Annotated in this window: 23 protein-coding genes and 1 tRNA gene; 9 read left to right on the plus strand and 15 right to left on the minus strand. The window is 63.7% G+C overall.

What is annotated here, in order from left to right; all coding sequences use genetic code 11:
• Nucleotides 1-2: 2 nt before the first annotated feature.
• From phoU to LB529_RS15670, 6 genes are all read right to left on the minus strand, one after another.
• Nucleotides 3-710, minus strand: a complete 708-nt coding sequence (gene phoU, locus LB529_RS15645; RefSeq protein ID WP_224602296.1) for a phosphate signaling complex protein PhoU — start codon at nt 708-710, stop codon at nt 3-5.
• Nucleotides 711-730: 20 nt separating this feature from the next.
• Nucleotides 731-1534 carry a phosphate ABC transporter ATP-binding protein PstB gene (gene pstB, locus LB529_RS15650; RefSeq protein WP_095767369.1) on the minus strand — a complete coding sequence of 268 codons (804 nt, stop codon included), beginning with the start codon at nt 1532-1534 and terminating at the stop codon, nt 731-733.
• On the minus strand, nt 1531-2382 hold the full coding sequence (gene pstA / locus LB529_RS15655; protein WP_095767368.1) for a phosphate ABC transporter permease PstA: 852 nt from the start codon (nt 2380-2382) through the stop codon (nt 1531-1533). The genes pstB and pstA overlap by 4 nt, the downstream gene beginning before the upstream one ends.
• 3 nt (nt 2383-2385) lie before the next feature.
• Nucleotides 2386-3372 (minus strand): phosphate ABC transporter permease subunit PstC, encoded by a 987-nt coding sequence (gene pstC / locus LB529_RS15660; protein ID WP_095767367.1) that lies wholly within the window; start codon nt 3370-3372, stop codon nt 2386-2388.
• 64 nt (nt 3373-3436) lie between these two features.
• A complete protein-coding gene (gene pstS, locus LB529_RS15665) occupies nt 3437-4495 on the minus strand; it encodes a phosphate ABC transporter substrate-binding protein PstS (RefSeq protein WP_095767366.1) in 1059 nt (352 codons plus the stop codon).
• Between the two features lie 493 nt (nt 4496-4988).
• Complete coding sequence (locus tag LB529_RS15670; RefSeq protein ID WP_224711565.1) at nt 4989-8333, minus strand: response regulator; 3345 nt, start codon at nt 8331-8333, stop codon at nt 4989-4991.
• A 197-nt stretch (nt 8334-8530) separates the two neighbouring features.
• Here LB529_RS15670 and LB529_RS15675 point away from each other — a divergent pair, with 197 nt between their 5' ends.
• Together LB529_RS15675 and LB529_RS15680 are read left to right on the plus strand one after the other, a co-directional pair.
• A complete protein-coding gene (locus tag LB529_RS15675) occupies nt 8531-8878 on the plus strand; it encodes a hypothetical protein (RefSeq protein WP_224611108.1) in 348 nt (115 codons plus the stop codon).
• A gap of 178 nt (nt 8879-9056) precedes the next feature.
• Nucleotides 9057-9278 carry a hypothetical protein gene (locus LB529_RS15680; protein ID WP_140545139.1) on the plus strand — a complete coding sequence of 74 codons (222 nt, stop codon included), beginning with the start codon at nt 9057-9059 and terminating at the stop codon, nt 9276-9278.
• Between the two features lie 192 nt (nt 9279-9470).
• Here the strand turns inward: LB529_RS15680 and LB529_RS15685 are convergent, their stop codons facing one another.
• From LB529_RS15685 to LB529_RS15710, 6 genes are all read right to left on the minus strand, one after another.
• Nucleotides 9471-9842 carry a hypothetical protein gene (locus tag LB529_RS15685; RefSeq protein ID WP_224611110.1) on the minus strand — a complete coding sequence of 124 codons (372 nt, stop codon included), beginning with the start codon at nt 9840-9842 and terminating at the stop codon, nt 9471-9473.
• A gap of 281 nt (nt 9843-10123) precedes the next feature.
• Nucleotides 10124-10972, minus strand: coding sequence for a glutathione S-transferase family protein (locus tag LB529_RS15690; RefSeq protein WP_224711566.1), 849 nt, complete (start codon nt 10970-10972; stop codon nt 10124-10126).
• A gap of 22 nt (nt 10973-10994) precedes the next feature.
• Nucleotides 10995-11576 (minus strand): VOC family protein, encoded by a 582-nt coding sequence (locus LB529_RS15695; protein ID WP_224527141.1) that lies wholly within the window; start codon nt 11574-11576, stop codon nt 10995-10997.
• A gap of 143 nt (nt 11577-11719) precedes the next feature.
• Nucleotides 11720-11794, minus strand: a tRNA-Glu gene (locus tag LB529_RS15700).
• Between the two features lie 86 nt (nt 11795-11880).
• Nucleotides 11881-12294, minus strand: a complete 414-nt coding sequence (locus tag LB529_RS15705) for a VOC family protein (RefSeq protein WP_095767363.1) — start codon at nt 12292-12294, stop codon at nt 11881-11883.
• Nucleotides 12291-12674 (minus strand): fimbrial protein, encoded by a 384-nt coding sequence (locus LB529_RS15710; RefSeq protein WP_095767362.1) that lies wholly within the window; start codon nt 12672-12674, stop codon nt 12291-12293. Before LB529_RS15710 ends, LB529_RS15705 begins: the two co-directional genes overlap by 4 nt.
• Nucleotides 12675-12700: 26 nt before the next feature.
• Between LB529_RS15710 and LB529_RS15715 the strand changes: the two genes are divergently transcribed.
• A complete protein-coding gene (locus LB529_RS15715) occupies nt 12701-13771 on the plus strand; it encodes an RluA family pseudouridine synthase (protein ID WP_224711567.1) in 1071 nt (356 codons plus the stop codon).
• Between the two features lie 214 nt (nt 13772-13985).
• Nucleotides 13986-14897 carry an RNA polymerase sigma factor RpoH gene (rpoH, locus tag LB529_RS15720; protein ID WP_224711568.1) on the plus strand — a complete coding sequence of 304 codons (912 nt, stop codon included), beginning with the start codon at nt 13986-13988 and terminating at the stop codon, nt 14895-14897.
• A gap of 109 nt (nt 14898-15006) precedes the next feature.
• Here the strand turns inward: rpoH and LB529_RS15725 are convergent, their stop codons facing one another.
• The 3 genes from LB529_RS15725 to LB529_RS15735 all read right to left on the minus strand — a co-directional run bounded on the left by LB529_RS15725 (nt 15007) and on the right by LB529_RS15735 (nt 16494).
• On the minus strand, nt 15007-15666 hold the full coding sequence (locus LB529_RS15725; RefSeq protein ID WP_140847021.1) for a peroxiredoxin: 660 nt from the start codon (nt 15664-15666) through the stop codon (nt 15007-15009).
• Nucleotides 15667-15851: 185 nt separating this feature from the next.
• Nucleotides 15852-16217 (minus strand): cell division protein ZapA, encoded by a 366-nt coding sequence (locus LB529_RS15730; RefSeq protein ID WP_140847018.1) that lies wholly within the window; start codon nt 16215-16217, stop codon nt 15852-15854.
• A gap of 4 nt (nt 16218-16221) precedes the next feature.
• Nucleotides 16222-16494 carry a DUF4164 domain-containing protein gene (locus tag LB529_RS15735; RefSeq protein WP_023763725.1) on the minus strand — a complete coding sequence of 91 codons (273 nt, stop codon included), beginning with the start codon at nt 16492-16494 and terminating at the stop codon, nt 16222-16224.
• A 259-nt stretch (nt 16495-16753) separates the two neighbouring features.
• On the opposite strand from LB529_RS15735, the gene tkt reads away from it, so the two are divergent.
• The 5 genes from tkt (at nt 16754) to LB529_RS15760 (ending at nt 24561) form a co-directional block, all read left to right on the plus strand.
• A complete protein-coding gene (gene tkt / locus LB529_RS15740; RefSeq protein WP_224711569.1) occupies nt 16754-18745 on the plus strand; it encodes a transketolase in 1992 nt (663 codons plus the stop codon).
• 144 nt (nt 18746-18889) lie between these two features.
• The gene (gene gap, locus LB529_RS15745) at nt 18890-19900 is read left to right on the plus strand and encodes a type I glyceraldehyde-3-phosphate dehydrogenase (protein ID WP_224711570.1); all 1011 of its coding nucleotides are present in this window, start codon (nt 18890-18892) and stop codon (nt 19898-19900) included.
• 271 nt (nt 19901-20171) lie between these two features.
• Nucleotides 20172-22061 carry a potassium/proton antiporter gene (locus LB529_RS15750; RefSeq protein ID WP_224711571.1) on the plus strand — a complete coding sequence of 630 codons (1890 nt, stop codon included), beginning with the start codon at nt 20172-20174 and terminating at the stop codon, nt 22059-22061.
• Nucleotides 22062-22221: 160 nt separating this feature from the next.
• On the plus strand, nt 22222-23418 hold the full coding sequence (locus LB529_RS15755; RefSeq protein ID WP_224711572.1) for a phosphoglycerate kinase: 1197 nt from the start codon (nt 22222-22224) through the stop codon (nt 23416-23418).
• Between the two features lie 117 nt (nt 23419-23535).
• Nucleotides 23536-24561, plus strand: a complete 1026-nt coding sequence (locus tag LB529_RS15760; RefSeq protein WP_224711573.1) for a class I fructose-bisphosphate aldolase — start codon at nt 23536-23538, stop codon at nt 24559-24561.
• Nucleotides 24562-24645: the final 84 nt, after the last annotated feature.

Raw genomic sequence — 24645 nt, forward strand, 5'->3', positions numbered from 1 at the left:
CGTCAGGCGGCCGGCGCCGACATTGTCGTCTCGTCCTGCTTGGGACGATTCGCGGGCAATTGCGTGCCGGTCAGCACATAATAGGCGTTCTCGGCGATGTTGGTCACATGGTCGCCGATGCGCTCGAGATTCTTGGCGCAGAACAGAAGATGCGTGCAGGCGGTGATGTTGCGCGGGTCTTCCATCATGTAGGTCAGGAGCTCCCGGAAGACGGATGTGTATTTGACGTCGATGCGCTCGTCGTCGTTGCGAAGCTTGGCCAGCGCCGTGGCGTCGCCCACCGTATATTCCTGGATCACGGCCTGGACCTGGATCAGCACCAGCTGCGCCATGGAATCGATCGAATGCGTGAGGTCGCGCGGCGCGGCGCTGACGCCGACCGAGCCGACGCGCTTGGCGATGTTCTTGGCGAGGTCGCCGATGCGTTCGAGGTCGCCCGCCATGCGGATCGAGCCGACCACATTGCGCAGGTCGTCGGCCATCGGCTGGCGCTTGGCGATCAGCGTGATGGCACGGTCGTCGAGCTCGCGCTGGCGCGCGTCCATGATGGCATCGTCGGAAACGACGCGCTGCGCCATGGCATTGTCGGTCTCGAGCAGGGCCTTGGTCGAAGCGCCGACCATCGAGCTGGCGAGATCGCCCATGTCGTTGATGAGCCGGCTGATCTGCCTCAGATCCTCGTCGAAGGAAGCGACGGTATGTTCGGCCATGATGATGTCCTCGTATGAGCTCAGCCGAAGCGGCCGGTGATGTAGTCCTGCGTGCGCTTTTCGCGGGGCGAGGTGAAGATCTTCTCGGTCCGGTCGAACTCCACCAGCTCGCCCAGATACATGAACGCCGTCTGCCGCGACACGCGCGCCGCCTGCTGCATGTTGTGGGTGACGATGACGATCGTGTAGTCGGCCTGCAACTCGTCGATCAGTTCCTCGATCTTGGCGGTCGACAGCGGATCGAGCGCCGAGGCCGGCTCGTCGAGCAGGATGACCTCGGGCTTCACCGCAACGGTACGGGCGATGCACAGGCGCTGCTGCTGGCCGCCCGAGAGGCTGAGGCCGCTGGCGTTGAGCTTGTCCTTGACCTCGTTCCAGAGTGCTGCGCGCTTCAGCGCCTGCTCGACGCGGCTGTCCATCTCGGCCTTGCTGATCTTCTCATAGAGCCTGACGCCGAAAGCGATGTTCTCGTAGATCGACATCGGGAACGGCGTCGGCTTCTGGAACACCATGCCGATCTTGGTGCGCAGCAGGTTGAGGTCCTGCGAGCGGTCGAGGATGTTCTTGCCGTCGAGCAGCACCTGGCCCTCGGCGCTCTGCTTCGGATAGAGCTCGTAGATGCGGTTGAGCACGCGCAGCAGCGTCGACTTCCCGCAGCCCGACGGGCCGATGAAGGCGGTCACGCTGCGCTCGGGCAGGGACAGGTTGATGTCCTTCAGCGCCTTCGACTGGCCATAGTAGAAATTGAGGTTCTTGACCTCGATCTTGGCCTTCTCGACGGTCGTGTCGGCTGCGTTCAGGTCGGTGGACAACATCGGTTTCATCTGTCCTCTCTGCGTCCGGTTAGGCTGCGGGCGATGATGCTCAGCCCGAGAACCGTCAGGGTGATTATGAGTGCGCCCGTCCAGGCCAGTTGCTGCCATTCCTCGTAGGGGCTGAGAGCGAACTGGAAGATGGTTACCGGCAGGCTGGCCATCGGCGCATTGAGATTGCTCGACCAGAACTGGTTGTTGAGCGCGGTGAAGAGAAGCGGCGCCGTCTCGCCGGAGATGCGGGCGATCGCCAAAAGGATGCCGGTGACGATGCCGGAGAGCGCCGCGCGATAGGCAACCGAGCGGATCACTACCCAGCGCGGTGCTCCGATGGCGGTGCCTGCTTCGCGCAGCGCGTTGGGCACAAGGTTCAGCATGTCCTCGGTGGTGCGCACCACGACGGGGATCACCAGGATCGACAGCGCGACCGCGCCGGCAATCGCCGAGAAGTGCCCCATCGGCCGCACCATCAGCTCGTAGACGAACAGGCCGATGATGATGGAAGGCGCCGACAAGAGGATGTCGTTAATGAAGCGCACCACCGTCGTAAGCTTCGAGAAGCGTCCGTATTCGGCCATGTAGGTGCCGGCCAGCACGCCGATCGGCGTGCCGACGACGATACCGATGATCGTCATGACGATGCTGCCGTAGATGGCATTGAGCAGGCCGCCGGCATCGCCGGGCGGCGGCGTCATTTCCGTGAACACGGAGAGCGACACCCCGGAAAGCCCCTTGTAGAGCAGGGCGCCGAGAATCAGCGCCAGCCAGGCCAGCCCGATGCCCGCCGCGACGACGCACAGCGTCATCATCACGGCATTCTTGCGCTTGCGGCTTTGGTGAAGCGATGCGGCAGTCGACATCGGTCAGGCTCCCGTGCGGCTATCGATGCGCAACAGCATGTAGCGTGCGAGCGCGAGGATGATGAAGGTGATGATGAACAGGATCAGGCCGAGCGATACCAGCGAGGATGTATAAAGGTTGCCGTCGGCTTCGGTGAATTCGTTGGCGATGGTCGCCGAGATCGTCGTGCCCGGCGCAAACAGCGAGGCGCTGATGCGGTGCGCGTTGCCGATGACGAAGGTGACGGCCATCGTCTCGCCGAGCGCGCGGCCCAGGCCGAGCATGACGCCGCCCATGATGCCGATGCGGGTATAGGGGATGGTCACGCGCCGGGTCACTTCCCAGGTCGTGCAGCCGATGCCGTAGGCCGATTCCTTCAGCACCGCCGGCACGGTGTCGAACACGTCCTTGGTGATCGAGGTGATGAAAGGCAGCACCATGATGGCGAGGATCAGCGACGAGGTCAGCAGGCCGATGCCGTAGGGCGGACCGGCAAACAGGCTGGAGAGCCCCGGTATGCCGTGGAAAAGACTGATGATGAAGGGCTGCACAGTCGTCTGCAGGAACGGCGCGAAGACGAACAGGCCCCAGATGCCGTAGATGATCGAGGGAATGCCGGCGAGCAGCTCGACGGCGATGCCAATCGGACGCCTGAGCGGGCGCGGACAAAGCTCGGTCAGGAAGATGGCGATACCGATGCCGATCGGCACGGCGATGAGAATGGCGATGGCCGAAGTGACGATGGTGCCGTAGATGGGCGCGAGCGCGCCGAAATTCTCGGTGACCGGGTTCCAGGATTCGGTGGTCAGGAAGGAGAAGCCGAACTTCGACAGGGCCTCCCACGATCCGGCGACCAGCGAGATCGCGACCCCCCCGAGCAGAACGAGCACGAGTATGGCGGAAAGGCGCGTCGCCGTCCGGAAAACCATGTCGGTGACGGCGAAGCGGCGCACCGTCGCTTCTCTGGTCCGCAGGGCGGACGATGTCGCGGCTTCGGAAACGGCTGTCATTTAGCCCCTCGCATTTCGAAAGAGACAGGAGGGCGCTAGAGGCGCCCTCCTCATTCGGCGGGAATTACATGCCGGAGTAGACCGGCTTGCCATCCTTGTCGACGATGTCCTTGCCCCACATCTCCTCGACGCTCTTCACGACCTTGTCGGGCATCGGAACGTAGTCAAGCTCAGCAGCCATCTTGTCGCCCTTGGCATAGGACCAGGCGAAGAACTTGAGCGCTTCGGCCGTGGCTGCCGCATCATCGGGCTTCTGGTAGACGAGGATCCAGGTGGCGGAAGTCATCGGCCAGGATTCGGCGCCCGCCTGGTTGGCCAGGATAACGCCGTAGCCCGGCTGCGAGCTCCAGTCGGCATTGGCCGCGGCGGCCGAGAACGCCTTCGCGGTCGGCTCGACCTTCTTGCCGTCCTTGTTCACCATGTCGGTATAGGTGAGCTTGTTCTGCTTGGCATAGGCGTATTCGACATAGCCGATCGCGCCGCCAGTCTGCGACACGTTGTTGGCGACGCCTTCATTGCCCTTGGCGCCGATGCCCACCGGCCATTCAAGCGCGGTGTTGACGCCGACCTTCGATTTCCAGTCGGCGCTGACGTCGGCCAGGTAGTAGCTGAAGTTGAAGGTGGTGCCCGAGCCGTCCGAACGGTGGACGACGGCAATCGCCTGGTCGGGCAGCTTGATCTTGGGGTTGAGCTTCTTGATCGCCGCGTCGTTCCAGTTGGTGATCTTGCCGGCGAAGATGTCGGCGAGCGTCGGACCGTCGAGCACCAGCTCGCCCGGCTTGATGCCTTCGAGGTTGACGACCGGCACGATGCCGCCCATCACCATCGGGAACTGCGCGAGGCCGGTGGAGGTGAGATCCTCGCCCTTCAGCGGCGCGTCGGAAGCGCCGAAGGTGACGGTCTTGGCCTTGATCTGCTTGATGCCGCCGCCGGAGCCGATCGACTGGTAGTTGAGACCGATGCCGGTCTCCTTCTTGTAGGCGTCGGCCCACTTCGCGTAGATCGGATAAGGGAAGGTGGCGCCAGCGCCGGAAATGTCGGCTGCCATCGCGGCGGCCATGCTAAGGGTTGATGCCGCAGCCATTGCAATTGCAACGGCCGCAGAGCGGATGAAATGTCTCATGTGGCCTGCTCCTGTTCGGAAGATGGTCTTTCGGCACCCGTTGTATCGGCGCCCGGTCAGCGCAATAGCCCTCGATTATTACAGTCGCATGACAGTTTCGTGTCAGCCCGGTAACGTCTGGACGAGGATGCTCGGAAGGGTTCCGCAGCGGCCTCGAAGGGCCGGACGGAGTTTGCCGCGGAAATCAGCAACTTGTCTGACTTTTGAAACAAAATTTATCCCGGCGGCCGGATGACGGCCGCCGGGAAATAAAATCCGGACGAGAGTGCGTTGCCTGTAAGCCAGAGCGGATCATGGCCTGGCCATCGCCGAAAACAGGGTCCGTTGGGGTAGAGTCGACGCTGTTTCTTGTCGGCGGTCGCTGCTCCCGCCCGTAACCGAAGAGCGGAATCAATGTCATGATTGTCCGAGCTTGGCGCTTGCTTTGGTATGGTGCGATCGCACCATACGCATGCGTCAGCCCCTTGCCGCCGTCCTGCCCGCCAAATTCGTTTTAACCGGCGTTGCGCCGGGTCTCGACGTCCGAACCCAGCCAGCGCTCGAGCTTTTCGAGCAGCGCCCGCGGACTGATCGGCTTCGGCAGGTAATCGTCCATGCCGGCTTCCAGGCAGCGTTCGCGGTCGCCCTTCAGTGCATGCGCGGTGACGCCGACGATCGGCACATGCGTGCCCATGTCCTCCTCGAGCCGGCGGATCGCGCCCGTCGCCTCCAGCCCGTTCATTTCCGGCATCGATACATCCATCAGGATCATGCGCGGATTGAGCCTGCCGAAGGCGTCGAGCGCCTTGCGGCCGTTGCCGACGATCTCGAAGCGGTAACCGGTCTCGCCAAGAATCTGGGTGAACACCATCTGGTTCACCTCATTGTCCTCGGCTACGAGGATGTCGAGCTCGCGCTCGGCATCGGCGGGGCGCGGACGCGCCCGCGCTGGGGGCGGTTGCAGCATGGCGCGCTCCGATGCCGCCGTCTGCGCCGGAGCGGCTCGCGGGGGGCTGGCGGTGCCAATGGCGGGTTGCGCCGCCGCGCTGCTGTGGCGGTGGCGCTGGATGGTCGAGACCAGCGTTTCCAGGAGAATGGAGGAGCGCGCCGGCTTGATCAGCTGCGCATCGATGCCGAGGTCGCGATAGGCCGTGCCGGCAAGCGACTGGTCGACCGAGGTCAGCATGATGATGGGCGTATGCGCCAGGCCCGCCGTATTGCGCACGATGCGCGCCATCTCGGCGCCGGTCATGCCCGGCATCTGATAATCAAGCACGACGCAGTCGACCGGCACGCCGTAGGCGGCGGCGGCAATCAGCACCTTCAACCCCTCGGCGCCGCTTTCGGCCGCGCAGGAATCGAACGTCCACGACGCCATCTGCTCGCTGAGGATCGAGCGGTTGACGGCATTGTCGTCGACGATGAGCACGCGCGCGCCGGTGACGTCGACCGGCATGATGCGCTGCCCGCCCTGCTCGGCCTTGGGCAGCGTGATCGTGAACCAGAAGGTCGAACCCTTGCCTTCGGCGCTGTCGACACCGATCTCGCCGGCCATCATCTCGACCAGACGTGAGGTGATGGCAAGGCCAAGCCCGGTGCCCTCATGCCGCCTGGTCGAGGAGGTGTCGACCTGGCTGAATTTTTCGAAAACCTGCTTCAGCTTGTCTTCCGGAATGCCGATGCCGGTATCGGTCACGGAAATGGTGAGCCTCGTTCCCGCCGGAACCCGCTCACCCGTCACATCGACCAGGACGTGACCCTTGTCGGTGAATTTCACCGCGTTGCCGAGCAGGTTGGTGACGATCTGCCTGACACGGCCGACATCGCCGACGAACTGGCCGTCGAGGCCCGGCTGGATGCGAACGATGAGCTCGAGATCCTTCTCCTTGGCGCGCGTCGAGACCAGCGTCGCCACATCCTCGATCGCCTCGGCCAGATTGAAGGGTGCAGGGTCGAGCACCAGCTGGCCGGCATCGATCTTCGAGAAGTCGAGGATGTCGTTGATGATGGTGAGCAGCGCATTGCCGGATTTGACGATGATGTCGGTGAACGTCTTCTGCTTCGGATCGAGGTCCGACTTTGCCAGCAGCTCTGCCATACCAAGAACCCCATTCATCGGCGTGCGGATCTCGTGGCTCATATTGGCGAGGAACTCCGACTTGGCCCGGTCGGCGAGCACGGCGCGCCGGCGTGCCTCGCTGAGCTCCGCCTCGCGCTGCTTGAGCTCGGTGATGTCCGTGGTGGAGCCGATGAGATAGAGCGAGCCGTCCGAGGCGATCATCGCGCCCTTGCGCGCGAATTGATGCCTGACGCTGCCGTCCGGCATCGTCACCGTCTCTTCGATCTCCTGCGTCTCGCCGGTGCGAAGCACAGCAAGGTCGCCGGCGACGAAGGCTTCGCCGTCCGCGCCGAAAATCTCGACGTCGGTCTTGCCGATCGCTTCTTCCCTGCTGAAGCCGGTGAGATCACACCAGCCCTTGTTGACGTAGAATTGCCTGAGGTCCGAGCGCTTGGCGTAGATCGACACCGGCACATTGTCGATGAGGCTGCGGAACACCTCGTTCTCGCTCATGCTCTGCCGCAGCGCCTGCTCGCGCGCCTTGACGTCGGTGATGTCGGTGCTGGAGCCGACCAGATGCACCGACCCGTCGATCGCCACCAGCCGACTCTTGCGCGTCATCAGCTGGCGCACCGTGCCGTCGCGGTGGGTGACGGCTTCCTCGATCTCGCGTCCCGCGCCGGTCGCCACAACTTCGTTGTCGTCATTGCTGAAACCGTCCGCCTCTTCGGCCGCGAAAAGCTCGCGATCAGTCTTGCCGAGCACCTCGTCCTTGGGCAGTCCGGTCAGCGCGCACCAGGCCTTGTTGACGAATTCTATGCTGAGATCGTCGGCCTTGATGAAGGCTGCCACGGGCAATTCGTCCATCACATGCCGGTAAAGGTCGATCTGGCGCATGGAATCGCGCAACGCCTTCTCGCGCGCCTTGATGTCGGTGATATCGACACGCACGCCGATGAATGTGCCGTCGTCGGTACGCATGTCATAGACCTGGTACCAGCGCCCGTCGGCGTTGAGGCGTTCGTAGGCCGAGCTCGGCAAACGGTACCGCTTGAGCATGGCGTCAAGCCAACGCTCGGTGTCGACGCCATACAGGCTGTCGATTCCGGGGTCGCCGCTCGAGCGGAAGTAGCCGACGGAGTGGCCAAGCGCCAACGCCTCGCGGAACGTGCGGCCAGGCTGCCAGGCCGGCTTCAGCGCCGGCAGCGTATCCTGCAGCTTGCGGTTGGCGAAGACGAAGCGGTCGTCGCGATCGTAGATGATGACCCCCGCCGGCAGCGACTCCAGCACGGTGACGAGGTTCTTGCGCGCGTCCTCCGCCTCGGTCTCGCGCTGTTTCATGTCGGTGATGTCGACATAGGAGATCAGCCGCTTGCCGCCTGGAAGAGGCGCCAGCGAGGCGATCAGCGTGCGGCCGTCCTTGCGCGGCAACTGCCTGGACCCTGCGCTTCCAGCCCGGATTTCGGCCTCCCGTTCGGTCACATGGCTTTGCCAGGCCTGTTCCTCGGCGCCGAACGGATCGGCATCACGACTAGCTTCCATGAGGTCGCGAAAGCGACTGCCGGCCGGAGCGCGCCGCGGATCGATCTGCCAGAAGTCGTAAAATGCCCGGTTGACCACCTCCGCCCGCAATTCGGCATCGAGAACGATGACGCCGATCGGCATCGAATCGACCATCAGCCTGAGATTGGCAAGCGCCTCCGAGGTCCCGGCCATATCGTGGACGTCGCCGAGAAAGGCCTCGTTGCCGCGTCTGTCCGCCTTGTTGTCCGCCTCGACAGTCCCGTCCGTATCCGCCATTCCTACCCCCAAGGCCGAACTGTGCCGGTCCGTCGGGGGAATGTGCCCGACAAGCATTAACGATCCGCTAACCATAATGATTGCAACCGCCTGCCCCGGTGCCGTTGAGCCAGCTTCCGGCCCTGGCGCCGGCTGCGGTAATCCGCCCGTTGGCGATCATGGCAACAACGCATTATAAGGTGCCTGAGGTGTTGCTAATGTTTGGTCGAATCGCGGCTTTCATCCTGTGCCCGGCGCTGCTTGCGGCGGGCGGCTGCGCGCGCAGCGACGACGGCACGGTGATCGTCCCGAGCCGGATGGACGTCAGACGTGTCTGGGACAAGGCGCCGCCGGGAACGACCGCGTCGCGGCAGATCGCGTCGGACGTGTTTCCTTTGCCGCCGCCGGGCGCGCCGCAAGGCCCGTCGGTCCGGCGCTATTCCAGGTCTCCGGCAAGGCCTTCATATAACCAGAATCTGGCTGATCAGTCTTCGGACGAGCAGACCGCTCTTACCTGCAGGAATGTCGGCGAAACCGGCAAGCGCTACCGCGTCATCTGCGAGTAGCTTTGCCTTGATCCGCCGGTCGATGCCGGCTGGATCCACTGCCCGTGAAGAAAGACAGCCCGACAGATTCAGCCCGGCCGCGACCGCGGCGCGATCACGGATCGCTGATGAAACCTTTGCCCGGTGACGGACGTTGTTGGCGTTGATGTGACGCGCGCTGCGCAGAGGGAGACTGAAGATGTCCATTCACTTCACCGTCTCTGGCCTGACCAGAAACCTGATCCATTCGCTTGGGCTGGATCATGAGCATGCGCCGAGAGCCCTTACCCCCGAACAAAGCCTTCTGCTGGATTGCTACCTTGCCGGGCAGATTCCGGACTCCGCCTGGAACGATTATGTCTTCGAGATGCCGGAGTTAGAAAAGCACGCCCAGATCAGGCGCGCACGCGGTTTGACCTGAAAGCAATTCCAGGAAAGTGCGACACGGTTAGAACGTGTATCCCGAAAGTGGGAACCAATTTCGGGATAAAGACATGCGTAAGATCAAAAAACCAAAGCGCATGGGGCGAATCTGAAAGATCGCGACGCGCTTCAGCGCTCGCCTTAGCCTTCCGCCTGGAATTGCGTCAAAAACAAATGGTCAGGCCTCCGCCTACTTCTTCGGCGAGTTGAACTGCAGCGTGAAGACGTTTCCGGCAATGCCTTGCGCCAGCGAGGGCGAAAGGCTGAGCGGCAGACAATCGTTGAGGGCCTTGGTCGCAGCGTCGATATACGCCTTACGCGCCTTGTCGTCGCCGCTGACATGGATAGCGGTTGTTTTCGGCGGCCCGATCAGCGTGCCGTCGCGTTTGAAGCTGAAGCTGAGCGTCACCGAGGAATTGTCGGAATTGGCCGGCGGCGTCCAGCAGGCGAGCAAGGCGGCGCCAACCTCGTTCATACCGTTGAGCGGCGCGGCTTCGGCCGTGATAGCGGCGCTCGCCAGAAGCGCGACCGCGACCGCGGAAAGTTTCACCGTTCTTGTCATCGCCGTCCTCATCGCTTTTTGCCCGGCTCGCACCTGTCGACCAAGGTAATGGTAGGATCGATCACGCCGATGACAATAGGATTTCAACCGGTCTGGCACCGGATAAGTCGTATGTCGTGATGGCCGATGGGAGGCGACCCAACCGCCGGAAAAGCAAAAGGCCGGCGCTGGGCCGACCTTTCCCTTCGCCTCCGCTTCGCGCCAGTACATCCGTGGTCGCGGCGAGGACTGTGACCAGTAGACAGGCGTTGGGTAAACGAAACCTTAACCTGAGCCGGCTGTTACGCCCTGGCCTGCGATTTCACATGCGCGATGTAGCCGCGCACATCGCCTGCCGGCTCCGCATAGGCCTTGCCGAGCTTCTTCTCCATGGCCGCCATGTATTCCTTCGCCCAGCTGGGCAGCGCGTAGTCGATGACCGCCAGGAACTCGAGCGTTGCCGCCAGCCTTATGTCGGCGATCGACGGGTTGTTGCCGCCGATGAATGGTTTGCCGTTGCGAAAGAAGGAGTGAAACACCTCGAGCGGCTCGGCGATCGCAGCCATCGCCGCCTTCTGCGCTTCCGATTTCTTGTCGGGATGGGCGTCGCTGTGGCCGACCTCGCCGGCATATTGCGGAAAGCCGAGCGCCGGATACGTCGCGCGCGCGACATAGGGATAAAGCGTGCCGACCAGGTAGAACATGGCGCTATCGATCATCGCCCGCTTGGCTGGCGCCTTCGGATAGAACTTGTCCAGCCCGTGCTTGTTGGCGAGATACTGCATGATGGCGCAGCTTTCCCACAGCACGCCGCGCGGCAGGCCCTTGTCCTCGATCATCGGCGTCAGATGCGCCGGATTGCGCGCCAGGAATTCGGGCGAACGCGTAAGGCCCCAGGCATCGGTCTCCGCCGGATCGAGCCCGGCCGCGCGCGCGAACACCCGCACCGTCATGTTGTTGACGCTCGGCCTCAGCATGCTGAGTTTTATGCCCGGCTTCTTAGCTGGCTTCGCCACTTTCGAGGTCGCGGCCGTTTTGGCCGCCGCCTTCGCCGATGCCTTGGCGCCCGATTTCGCGGCGGCTTTTACCGCGGCTTTCGGCGCGGCCTTGGCAGCGGGTTTCTTCGCGCTCTTTGTTGCGGCTTTTGCCATTTCATGTCCCTCCCTTGCTTGCTCAGTACGGATTCTTCGGCACCCTGTTTTCCGACAGGGTTTCGCGTGACCGCTCGACCAGCGCCTGGATGGCGTCGGCAAGGTGCAATTCGGCGATATTGTAGTCGCCGCGCGCCACGCGGATCTTGTGCGCCTCCATCAGCACGTCGGCATGGGTGAAGCCGGCCGGCGGGTCGAAGCGGTAGGACGCGAGCTCGATCAACAGCCCGAGCGGATCTTCGAAATAGATCGAATCCATGAAGCCGCGATCCTTGACGCCGCTGTGCTTGATGCCGCGCTCGTCGAGCCGCGCGACTGCCTGCAGGAAGGTGACCCGCGATACCGAGAACGCGATGTGATGGACGCAGCCTATATCGGTCGGTGTCCGCCGCTTGACCGGGACCCGGGTTTCGTCGGTGAAGACGGTGATCAGCCGCCCGTCGCCCGGATCGAAGTAGAGGTGGCTTTCGCTCGCCTTGTCGAGATTGGGCTGCTCGAAGATGAAAGGCATGCCGAGCACGCCCTCCCAGAAGTCGATCGAGGTCTGGCGCCCGGCGCCGACCAGCGTGATGTGATGAACGCCTTGCGACTGCAGCTTCCGCATTGGACTCCTCCCGCCCGCACTTGCGGCAGGCTTTGTGCAGAGAATGCTAAAGCAACTGCAAGCGCTGCGCCAGAACGGACGAACGCGCGAACGCCAGATTGGACCCAGCAGGGATTGGTCTTTCGGTCTACAGGAGAGTTGCTTGGTACGCCCAAGGGGAATCGAACCCCTGTTCCCGCCGTGAGAGGGCGGTGTCCTGACCGCTAGACGATGGGCGCGCTCAAGAACCGGCTACATAGGCTGGCGGCTGGGAAAAAGCAACTGGGGTTTCCGGCACTTTGCGTGCTTTGCCCAAAGCTGCTGGTCAGCGCTGCCGTTTCGGCTCGATCAGGTCCCAGAGATTGCCGTAGAGATCGGCGAAAACGGCCACCGTGCCATAGGCTTCGTGGCGCGGCGCTTCGCGGAACTCGACGCCCTTGGCGAGCATCGCCTGGTGATCGCGGGAAAAATCGTCGGTTTCGAGAAACAGGAAGACGCGGCCGCCGGTCTGGTTGCCGATGCGGCTTGCCTGCTCTTCGCCGGATGCTTCCGCCAGGAGCAGCCGCGCCCCCTTGCCCTTCGCCGGCGCGACGGTGACCCAGCGCTTGCCGCCGCCGAGATCGACATCCTGGCTCAGCACGAAACCGAGCCGCTCGACATACCAGGCGATCGCCTCGTCGTAATTGCCGACGACGAGCGCGACGGTCGCAATGCTGCGCTGCTCGGCAAAGCCGCTCATTTGTTGCGAACCGCGAATTGGCCGATGATGCGGCGCTCGGAGATGTCGTAGACGAAGATCGAACGGCCGCCATCGGCAAGCTCGGCGTCGATCGACAGGCGGTTGCCGGAGAGCGACTGGCTGATCACCTTGGCGCCGACGGGCAACACGATGTCGCCCGAGAGCGGCGCACCGGCCGGAGCCTGAACATCGCCGGCGGGCGCCGATCCGGCCACCGGCGCGTTGCGGGCTTTGTAGACAAGCGCCCCGATCACCACCATAAGGGCGAGGAACAGAAGGCCGAGATTGACGATCATGAAGCGGACGAGCTTGCGGCGCACATTCTCGGCCGCGGGGTCGAGCGGCTTTTCCTCATCTTCTTCGGCGATCGGCCGGGCCATGGCTAAACAATCCGCAACGGGTTTCGATGAGCGCTCATAACGAAGAGAGTTCGACATTGATAGGGGAGGAACCGACGGACGATGAGTTGGCCGCAGGCGAAGCCACCGTCCTGGAAGCCGGCGCCGATGCCGCCGGCCAGCGCCTCGACCAGTGGCTTGCCGCCAAGCTCGGTCCGGAGCTCTCGCGCAGCCGCGTGCAGGCGCTGATCAAGCAAGGCGCAGTCTCCATCGCCGGCAGGAAGGTGCTGGAAGCCAAGCGCAAGCTGACGGTCGGTGAGACGATCGAGATCCTCGTGCCCGCTCCAGAGCCGGCAGAGCCACAGGGCGAGGACATTCCCCTCGACATTCTTTACGAGGACGACGAGCTGATCGTCATCAACAAGCCGGCGGGACTGGTCGTCCACCCCGGCGCCGGCAACTGGACCGGCACGCTGGTCAACGCGCTGATCCATCACTGCGGCGACAGCCTGTCCGGCATTGGCGGCGTCAGGCGTCCTGGCATCGTCCATCGCCTCGACAAGGAAACCAGCGGCGTCATGGTCGTGGCCAAGACCGACCGCGCCCACAAGGCGCTGTCGGAAGCCTTTGCCGATCATGGCCGCACCGGCGACCTCGAGCGCGCCTATCTGGCGCTGGTCTGGGGCATCCCGCAACGGCCGACCGGCACCATCGAGGCTGCCTTGGGTCGCGCCGCCGACCGCGTCCGCCGCGCGGTGGTGCCTGAAAGCCGCGACGACGCCCGCCATGCCGTCACCCATTTCAGCATTGTCGAACGTTTCGGCGAAGGACAGCAGGCTTTCGCCACGGCAAGCCTGGTCGAATGCCGGCTGGAGACCGGCCGGACCCACCAGATCCGCGTCCACATGGCCCATATCGGGCACCCCGTGATCGGCGATCCGGATTACGGGCAGGCTTTCCGCACCAAGGCCAACCGGCTGCCCGGACCCTTGAAGGCCAAGGTCAAAGCCTTTCCCCGGCAGGCCCTGCACGCGTGGCTCCTTGAATTCCGGCATCCGACCACCCATCTAACGATGAGGTTCGAAGCGCCGATACCGGGAGACATGGAGGAACTCGTCGGCGACTTCCGAAAACTCTGAACCGACCCGCCACGAACAAGCTGCAAACCAGCCATCAAAAAACCTGACCGGCGTTGTTCACTTTAGCGTGACAGACTGTTTAGCGTTGAACAAATCCTGTCTTTTCTGGTTTTGTTCCTATATACACAGGTTGTCGCGGATGAGCCTTTGGCATCCGTGACGAACGCCCGCCGCGTTTCGGGGGCATCCACTCCAAAGAGAGAGGGGCGCTATCATGGCCCAATCATTACCCAGTATCGTTTCCGGTGAAGGCGGTCTCGCCCGTTACCTGGAAGAAATCCGCCGCTTTCCGATGCTTCAGCCGCAGGAAGAGTACATGCTCGCAAAGCGTTATGCCGAGCATCAGGACACTACGGCTGCCCACAAGCTCGTCACCAGCCATTTGCGGCTCGTCGCCAAGATCGCCATGGGCTATCGCGGCTACGGCCTGCCGATCGGCGAGGTGATCTCGGAAGGCAATGTCGGCCTCATGCAGGCCGTGAAGAAATTCGAACCGGAGCGTGGTTTCCGGCTCGCCACCTATGCCATGTGGTGGATCAAGGCCTCGATCCAGGAATACATCCTGCGCTCGTGGAGCCTGGTCAAAATGGGCACCACCGCCAATCAGAAGCGTCTGTTCTTCAACCTGCGCAAGGTGAAGGGCAAGATCCAGGCGCTCGACGATGGCGACTTGAAGCCCGAGCAGATCGCCGAGATCGCCACTCGCCTCAACGTTTCCGAGGCCGAAGTGGTGTCGATGAACCGCCGCCTTTCGGGCGACGCTTCGCTCAACGCCCCGATCCGGGCGAGCGAAGGCGAGTCCGGCGAATGGCAGGACTGGCTGATCGACGATCACGAGAGCCAGGAAGAAATGCTCATCGAGCAGGACGAGCTGGAAAACCGGCGCACCATGCTGTCGGGCGCCCTGTCGGTGCTCAACGACCGCGAGCGGCGCATCTTCGAGGCGCGTCGCCTGGCCGAAGAGCCGCTGACGCTGGAAGAACTCTCGGCCGAGTTCGACATCAGCCGCGAGCGCGTGCGCCAGATCGAGGTGCGCGCCTTCGAGAAGGTGCAGGACGCGGTCAAGGCGGCCGCCAAGCGCCAGACCCAGGCGCTGCGGACCATCGAGGCGCAGCCGGCGGCGTAACAAGCTCAAGGAATCAATCAATAAGGCGGCGCTTCGGCGCCGCCTTTTTTGTTTGGCGAAAACGGTCGCGCGCCCCTTTCCCCGTCACTATACGGGGAGAAGGAAAGGCTCAGGCCGTCGGCTGCTTGGTCTTCCTGAGGTAAGGAAGAACCGTCTCATACGCCCCGAAACGCTTGATCGCGTCCTCGTTGGAGACGGCGGCGGTGATGATGACGTCGTCGCCCTGCTTCCAGTTGGCCGGCGTCGCCACCTGGTGCTTGGCCGTCAGCTGGATGGAATCGATGACGCGCAGGATCTCGTCGAAGTTGCGGCCCGTGGTCATCGGATAGGTCAGCGCCAGCTTGATCTTCTTGTCCGGGCCGATGACATAGACCGAGCGCACGGTGGCGTTGTCGGCCGGCGTACGGCCCTCGGAGGTCTCGCCGGCGCCTGCAGGCAACATTTCATAAAGCTTGGCGACCTTGAGATCCTTATCACCGATCAAAGGATAGTTCACCGTCTGGCCGGTGGCGGTCTTGATGTCGGCCTGCCACTTCTCGTGGCTCGACACCGGATCGACCGAGATGCCGATGATCTTGACGTTGCGCTTTTTGAACTCGCCTTCGAGGCCGGCCATGGTGCCGAGCTCGGTGGTGCAGACCGGCGTGAAATTCTTCGGATGGCTGAACAGCACCGCCCAGCCGTCGCCGATCCAGTCGTGGAACTTGATGGTGCCCTGCGTGGTTTCGGCCGTGAAATCCGGCGCGACATCGTTGATACGAAGACTCATGACCTATCCCTACCCTTTTTTATGAAACGATGGCCGGCGCGGCCGGCAAGCATTCTAAGCTACCACCATCGCGGCATCGGTCAAACGCCAGGAGCCATAACCTAGCTCGCTGCAGCCAAATATTTTTTTGGCGAGCACGGCGACGTTCGGCAGGATTTTTCCGCTTTTGCGAGAGGGTGGGCCGCTCAGGCTTTCCTTATCGCGAGCGTCGCCGTGAGGTCTTCCATGCGCTGCGCGAGCGCGCCGAGCGCGGTCGTGAGCACGCTGTCGCTCTTGTCGGCCTTGGTCAGCGCCTCGTCGCGCGTCTTGCGCAAGGTCAGCACTTCGCTCTCCATGCCTTTGACACGCTTGGCGAGCTCCGAGAGCTCGTCCATCACCATGATGCCGGCCATGACGGTGAGCCGCTGATCGCCGATCTCGCCGAAGGAATCCTTCAGGTGCGAGACATAGCGGTCGAAGCGCTCGGCAAGGTCGATCAGATGCTCTTCCTGGCCTTCGTCGCAGGCCATGCGATACTGTTTGCCGTCGATGGAAACCGTGACCTGTGCCATTGCCTTACCTGTCCAGGACCGCGCGGATGGTTTCCATGGCGGTCACCAGCCGCCGCGACACTTCCTTGTTGGCGTCCTCCAGCCGTTCGGCGCGCGCTTCGGAATTGTCGAGCTCCTGCGCCAGGCGCGAACGATCGGCGTTCATGCGCTGCACCTCGGCCTCGGCTTCCGAATAATCGCGCTCATGCTCGAGCTTCGCCGCCACGGCGTTTTCCAGCCCTTCCATGGCCTTGCCCAGCCTGGCGATGACTTCCTTGAGGGTCGTTTCCCCGGTCATGGCTTCGTCCTATGCCCTGCCCATCACCGAATCGCACGCGTTCAGAATGCGTTACCTGGGAAAGATTAGGCGCCGGGTGAAGGGCGCGTCAACAAAGCTCTCGCGACTGTCCCCCGCTATCGCCAATGTAGGCGCCGGGCGCCATCACAAGCCCGGCAAAATCCATCCCGATTTGTTGACTAAAAGACCGCGCCTGCTATGTGTCGCGGCATCCTTTCCAAGGGTTCTCCCCAGGCTCCAACTCACTTCCGGAGGAAGCATGACCTCGCGTGAACAACATGATCGGATGGCCAACGCGATCCGTTTCCTTTCCATGGACGCCGTCGAGAAGGCGAACTCCGGTCACCCAGGCCTGCCCATGGGCTGCGCCGACATCGCCACGGTGCTGTTCAGCCGTTTCCTGAAATTCGACGCCAAGGCGCCGCACTGGGCCGACCGCGACCGCTTCATTCTGTCGGCCGGCCACGGCTCGATGCTGCTCTATTCGCTCCTCTACCTCACCGGTTATGAGGACATGACGATCGACCAGGTCAAGAATTTCCGCCAGCTCGGCTCCAAGACCGCCGGCCATCCCGAATACGGCCATGCCGCCGGCATCGAGACCACAACCGGCCCGCTCGGCCAAGGTCTTGCCAATTCGGTCGGCTTCGCGCTCGGCGAGCGCATCATGAATGCCGCCTTCGGCAACGACCTCGTTAACCATTATACCTATGTGCTGGCCGGGGACGGCTGCCTGATGGAAGGTGTATCCCAGGAAGCCATCGCGCTGGCCGGGCATCTGAAGCTCAACAAGCTGATCGTCTTCTGGGACAACAACAACATCTCGATCGACGGTCCGGTCTCGCTCGCCGACAACACCGACCAGGTCGCCCGCTTCCAGGCCTCGGGCTGGAACGCCAGCCACATCGACGGCACCGATCCGGAAGCGATCGCCTATGCCATCGAGGCAGCGCGCCATTCCGACAAGCCGACGATGATCGCCTGCAAGACCACCATCGGCTTCGGCGCCCCGACCAAGGCCGGCACCAACAAGGCGCATGGCTCGCCGCTGGGCGCCGAGGAAATCGCCGGCGCGCGCAAATTCTTCAACTGGGACTCGCCGCCCTTCGAGATTCCGGCCGACATCCTCGACGCATGGCGCGCCGTCGGCACGGGCGGCGCCAAGGCCCGCGCCGACTGGGAAGGCCGCCTGGCGAAGGCCGAGCCGAAGCTCAAGGCCGAGTTCGAGCGCCGCCTCGCCGGCAAGCTGCCCTCCAACTTCGACGCCGTCATCGCCGACTACAAGAAGCAGCTGTCGGCCGACAAGCCGAAGGTCGCCACCCGCAAGTCGTCGGAGATGGCGCTGGAAGTCATCAACGGCGCGGTGCCGGAAACCATCGGCGGCTCGGCCGACCTCACCGGCTCCAACAACACCAAGACCAGCCAGACCAAGAACATCACCCCCGATGATTACGGCCAGCGCTATGTCCATTACGGCATTCGCGAGCACGGCATGGCGGCGGCGATCAACGGCCTGACCCTGCATGGCGGCCTGATCGCCTATGGCGGCACCTTCCTGTGCTTCTCCGACTACGCCCGCCCGTCGATGCGCCTTGCCTCGCTGATGGGCATCCGCTCGATCTTCGTCATGACGCATGATTCGATCGGCCTCGGCGAGGACGGCCCGACGCATCAGCCGGTCGAGCATCTGGCGGCGCTGCGCGCCATCCCCAACCACAATGTCTTCCGCCCGGCCGACGCGGTCGAAACCGCCGAATGCTGGCAGATTGCGCTGGAATCCGAAAAGACGCCCTCGACGCTGGCGCTGACCCGCCAGAACCTGCCGACCGTGCGCACGGAGCATTCGGCGACGAACCTCTCCAGCCAGGGCGCCTATGAGCTGGCCGCCGCCGGCGGCGAGGCCGTGGTGACGATCTTCGCCACCGGCTCCGAGGTCGAGATCGCGCTTGGCGCGCGCGACCTGCTGGAAAAGCACGGCCATCCGACCCGCGTCGTCTCTGTGCCCTGCTTCGAGCTGTTCGACCAGCAGAGCGATGATTATCGCAAGAAGACCATCGGCAACGCCAAGGTGAAGGTCGCGATCGAGGCCGGCATCCGCCAGGGCTGGGATCACCTGATCGGCACCGACGGCATTTTTGTCGGCATGCACGGTTTTGGCGCCTCCGGCTCGATCGAGCAGCTCTATCCGCATTTCGGCATCACCGCCGAAGCTGCGGCCAAGGCGGTCGAAGCCCGGCTGCACGGCAACTAAGAATTGGCTCAGCCCGGCAACGTCGGTTGACGCTTTGCCGGGCTGGACCAACCTAATCGATTTAAATGCGACCTTCTGCGGCTGGATTCTTGCGCCTTCCGCCGTTATGACACTGCGGACCCATCCGCCCCAAGGGAGAGAACAATGACCGTCAGAGTTGCCATCAACGGATTTGGCCGCATCGGCCGCAACATCCTGCGCGCCATCCATGAATCCGGCCGCAAGGACATCGACGTGGTCGCCGTCAACGACCTCGGCCCGGTCGAGACCAATGCGCACCTGTTGCGCTATGACAGCGTGCATGGCCGCTTCCCGCATGAAGTGACCGTGGACGGCGACCAGATCTCGGTCGGCAAGGAGAAGTTCAAGGTCACCGCGATCAAGGACCCGACCCAGCTGCCCTGGAAGGAGCTCGGCGTCGACATCGCGCTCGAATGCACGGGCATCTTCACCGCCCGCGACAAGGCGGCCGCGCACCTGACCGCCGGCGCCAAGCGCGTGCTCGTCTCGGCCCCGGCCGAAGGCGCCGACCTCACCGTCGTCTACGGCATCAACCACGACAAGCTGACCAAGGACCACATCGTCATCTCGAACGCGTCCTGCACCACCAACTGCCTGGCGCCGCTGGCGGCCGTGCTGCACGAAACCGTCGGCATCGAGAAGGGCATGATGACGACGATCCACTCCTACACCGGCGACCAGCCGACGCTGGACACCATGCACAAGGATCTCTACCGCGCCCGCGCCGCGGCGCTGTCGCAGATCCCGACCTCGACGGGCGCCGCCAAGGCGATCGGCCTTGTCCTGCCCGAGCTCAAGGGCAAGCTCGACGGCATTTCGATCCGCGTGCCGACCCCGAACGTCTCGGTTGTCGACTTCAAGTTCATCGCCAAGCGCTCGACTTCCGCTCAGGAGATCAACGAAGCGGTCATCGCCGCGTCCAATGGCAAGCTGAAGGGCGTTCTGTCGGTCACCTATCACCCGAACGTGTCGATCGACTTCAACCACGACCCGCATTCCTCGATCGTGGCACTCGACCAGACCAAGGTGATGGACGGCAACTTCGTCTCGGTGCTGTCCTGGTACGACAACGAATGGGGCTTCTCGAACCGCATGGGCGACACCGCCGTCGCCTTCGGCAAGACCATCGGCTGATCGCTCGTCAATTTACAGTTCAAAACGCCCGGCTTCGGCCGGGCGTTTTCGTTTAAGTCTCGGCGGATCAGCGCACCATGGTGACTAGCCGGAACACCAATCGCGTCGTCATTCCAGAATCCGCGGCTGAGCTTCGCTCCTGCTTCGCCCTGGAATGACGAAGTTTGGAAGCATTGAACCCAAAAAACATCCTGTTGCCTTGCACTGGTCATGTCTTCGCCCCACTCTCCCGTAAAGCCACAAACAGAGGGATTTGGAGGGGCAACAGCGGATGGAGCATGCGATCTATCTCGTGACGCTGGTCGGCACGGCGCTCATTGTCGCCGCCGCGTTTTCGAGCCTGATCGCCTTCCGCTTCGGCGCTCCGTTGCTGCTGCTCTTCCTCTGCATCGGGCTTGCCACCGGCGTCGACGGCCTCGGCATCGAATTCGACAATGCGCGGCTGGCTTATTTTGCCGGCTCACTGGCTTTGGCCGTGATCCTGTTCGATTCCGGTTTCGGCACGCCGCTCAACGCGCTCAGGCAAGCAGCCGGGCCGGCGCTGTCGCTGGCCACGATCGGCGTTATCCTGACCACAGCCATCTTCAGCGCCGCCGCTTCCTATGTTCTCAAGCTCAGCTGGCTGGAATCCTCCCTGCTTGGCGCTGCCGTCGCCTCCACCGACGCGGCCGCCGTCTTCTTCCTGCTGCGCGCCGGCGAGATCCATCTGCGCGAGCGCGTGCGCGCGACGCTCGAGGTGGAATCCGGCACCAACGACCCGATCGCCATCTTCCTCACCATCACCCTGGTCGAGATCATCGCCGCGCATGCCAACCCGGAAGCCAACGTGCTGGCCACCAACCTTTTGCTCGGCTTCCTCGCCAATATGGGGCTAGGCGCCATCATCGGCGTGCTCGGCGGCTTTGCCATCGTGCGTCTGGTCGAGCGGCTGAATCTCGATCACGGCCTGCTGCCCATCTTCGTGCTGACGCTATCGCTGATGGTGTTCGCGGCAGCCGGCGCCGTCGGCGGCTCGGGTTTCCTCGCCGTCTATCTTGCCGGGCTGATCGCCGGCAATTCCGACATACGCGCCGTCACCATCCTGAAGCGTTTCCAGGACGGCATGTCGTGGCTGGCGCAGATCATCATGTTCCTGATCCTCGGCCTGTTCGCCACACCCTCGCAATTCCCCGAAATCCTAGTGCCGGCGATCCTGCTCGGCCTGTTCCTGATCTTCGTCGCCCGTCCGGTCGCGGTCTGGCTCTGCCTGATCCCGTTCCGGCTGCCGCGTCCCGAGGTCGCCTTCGTCTCCTGGGTCGGCCTGCGCGGCGCGGTCTCGATCCTGCTCGCCATCACGCCGCTGCTCGGCGGCATCGAGCACGGCCGGCTGATCTTCAACGCCGCCTTCATCATCGTGCTGGTGTCGCTGGTGGTGCAGGGCTGGACGGTCGGTCCGCTGGCGCGCCGCCTCGGGCTGATCGTGCCGGCTCGTCTTGGGCCGCTGGACAAGGTGGAGCTCGAATTGCCGGGCTCGGCACATCATGAATTGCTCGCCTATCGCGTAGCACCCGGCAGCCCGGTGGCGCGGGGCGAGCGCATCCCGCGCTGGGCGAGGCCCTCGCTGGTGCTGCGCGACGGCCGCTCGATGCGCTTCCAGGACATGGGCCGGCTGGCGGCCGGCGATCAGGTCTACATCTTCGTACCGGACCGCTACCCGCGCCTGCTCGACAAGCTTTTTGCCAGCCGCGCCGTGGTCGATCCTGAGGATGCCGACTTCTTCGGCGCCTTTGCCGTCGATCCGGCCCGCTCGGCCGCGGAGCTGGAAGCCGCCTATGCCCCCGGCCTGTCCGAGGCCGAGCAGAAGCTCACCGTTGCAGCGCTCGTTACCGAGCGGCTCGGCGGCCGTGCCGAATATGCCGACCGTGTGATGATCGGACCGATCGAGCTGATCGTGCGCGATGTCGATGAGAAAGGCAGAATCACCGGCCTTGGCCTGTCCTTCGAGCCGACCGCGCCGGTCGCGCGCGTGCCGGTGTTCATGAGCGCCGGCGAGATCGGCGACCGCATCGCAGCGCTGATCCGCAGCTGGCGTAGGCCGGCGGCGAAGCAGGCAGCCGACGACGTGCCGGTCGACACCGTGGCGCCGGCAGCGGACGGGCAGAAGGCAACCGGCGAAGGCTGATGTCTCACGGCGACATCATTTTTGCGCGCGCGCCATTGACGCGGCCCTTGCATCGTCCTTCGCGCCGAGTAAGGTCGCCGCGTTTTCGCTAGAGCAATTTCACGAAAAGTGTGGGCGGTTTTCCGTCCGGATTGCGTCAAGGCACCAGGAAGGAACGACCATGGCCGGCTTCAAGACACTCGATGATATCGGCGCCGTCAGCGGCAAGCGCGTCCTGGTGCGCGTCGACCTCAACGTTCCCGTCGCCGACGGCAAGGTGACCGACGCCACCCGCATCGAGCGCATCGCGCCGACCATCGCCGAGCTCTCGAAAAAGGGCGCCAAGGTCATCCTGCTTGCGCATTTCGGCCGCCCCAAGGACGGCCCGTCGGACGAATTCTCGCTGGAGCCGATCGCCAGGGCCACGGCTGACGTTCTCGGCCGCCCGGTCGGTTTCGCCGCCGACTGCATCGGCGCCAAGGCCGCCGAAGCCGTCGCGGCGATGAAGGACGGCGACGTCCTGCTGCTCGAGAACACCCGTTTCCACAAGGCCGAGGAGAAGAACGAGCCGGCCTTCACCGAACAGCTCGCCGCCAATGGCGACATCTATGTCAACGACGCCTTTTCGGCCGCGCACCGCGCGCATGCGTCGACCGAGGGTCTGGCGCATCTTCTGCCGGCCTATGCCGGCCGCACCATGCAGGCCGAGCTCGACGCGTTGGAAAAGGGCCTCGGCGATCCGGTACGGCCGGTGGTGGCCATCGTCGGCGGCGCCAAGGTCTCGACCAAGATCGACCTTTTGATGAACCTGGTGAAGAAGGTCGACGCGCTGGTGATCGGCGGCGGCATGGCCAATACCTTCCTTGCCGCGCGCGGCACCGATGTCGGCAAGTCGCTCTGCGAGCATGACCTCGCCGGCACCGCCAAGCAGATCATGATCGAGGCGGCGGAAGCCGGCTGCGCCATCATCCTGCCTGCGGACGGCGTCGTGGCCAAGGAATTCAAGGCGGGCGCCGCCAGCGAAACCGTCGCCATCTCGGACGTGCCGGTCGACGGCATGATCCTCGATGTCGGCGCAAAGACCGTGCAGAGCGTCAACGACTGGATCGACCGCGCCGCGACGCTGGTCTGGAACGGGCCGCTCGGCGCCTTCGAGATCGAGCCCTTCGACCGCGCCACGGTGGCCGCGGCAAAGCATGCCGCGGCCCGCACCAAGGCGGGCAAGCTGGTCTCGGTGGCCGGCGGCGGCGACACGGTGGCCGCGCTCAACCATGCTGGCGTCGCCGACGACTTCACCTATGTCTCGACCGCCGGCGGCGCCTTCCTCGAATGGATGGAAGGCAAGCCGCTGCCCGGCGTCGAGGTGCTGAAGCGGTAAACAGTCCGAGACCAGGCAAGGCCCGCGGGGCTTTCAATCGATTCTAGCTTTCCGGCGTCATTCCTTTGGCGGTAGTGTTCTGCTAGCGCGGAATAAACGCAGCGTAGGAGAGCACCCATGAGCGAACGTCTCGAAGATATCGCCGCCGCGATGGTGAGCGGCGGCAAGGGCCTGTTGGCCGCCGATGAGAGCTCCGGCACCATCAAGAAGCGTTTTGACGTCATCGGCGTCGAATCCACGGCCGATAACCGGCGCGACTATCGCGAGATGATGTTCCGGTCCAAGGAGGCGATGTCAAAATACATCTCCGGCGTCATTCTCTACGATGAGACCATTCGCCAGAAGGCCGCCGACGGCACACCGCTGGTCGACATCATCAAGGCGTCCGGCGCCATTCCCGGCATCAAGGTCGATCTCGGCGCCAAGCCTCTCGCCGGCTTTCCCGGCGACACCATCACCGAGGGCCTGGACGGGCTGCGCGAGCGGCTCGCCGACTATTACAAGCTCGGCGCCCGCTTCGCCAAATGGCGCGCCGTGATCGACATCGACACCGGCAAGGGCGTACCCTCGGCCAATTCGATCGCCTCGAACACCCACGCGCTGGCCCGCTATGCCGCGCTATGCCAGGAGGCCGGCATCGTGCCGATCGTCGAGCCGGAAGTGCTGATGGACGGGGCGCATTCGATCGACACCTGCTACGACGTCTCCAAGGCGACGCTGGTCAAGCTGTATGACGAACTCTACGCGGCGCGCGTCATCCTGGAAGGGTCGATCCTGAAGCCGAACATGGTCATCTCCGGCAAGAAGTCCGGCAAGACCGACAGCCCGGAGGAAATCGCCGAAAAGACGATAAAGCTGTTCCGCGAGGTGGTGCCGTCGGCAGTGCCAGGCATTGCCTTCCTCTCCGGCGGCCAGGAGGACGAGGAGGCGACCGCCAACCTCAATGCCATCAACGCCATCGGCCCGCATCCTTGGAAACTGACCTTCTCCTATGGCCGCGCGCTGCAGGCCGCGCCGCAGAAGGTATGGAGCGGCAAGGCCTCGAATGTTGCCGCCGGCCAGGCTGCCTTCACTCACCGGGCCCATATGAACCATCTGGCGGCGCTCGGAAAATGGCAGCCGGCGCTGGAAAAGGCCGCCTGACGCCATCTCTGAGCAGTGCATAAAACCCGGGCCGGCAGCCCGGGTTTTTGCTTTTTGCGAGCCGCGTTCCCACTTGTCAGGCGC

The sequence above is a fragment of the Mesorhizobium sp. CA5 genome (assembly GCF_020165105.1).
Classification (GTDB): Bacteria; Pseudomonadota; Alphaproteobacteria; order Rhizobiales; family Rhizobiaceae; genus Mesorhizobium.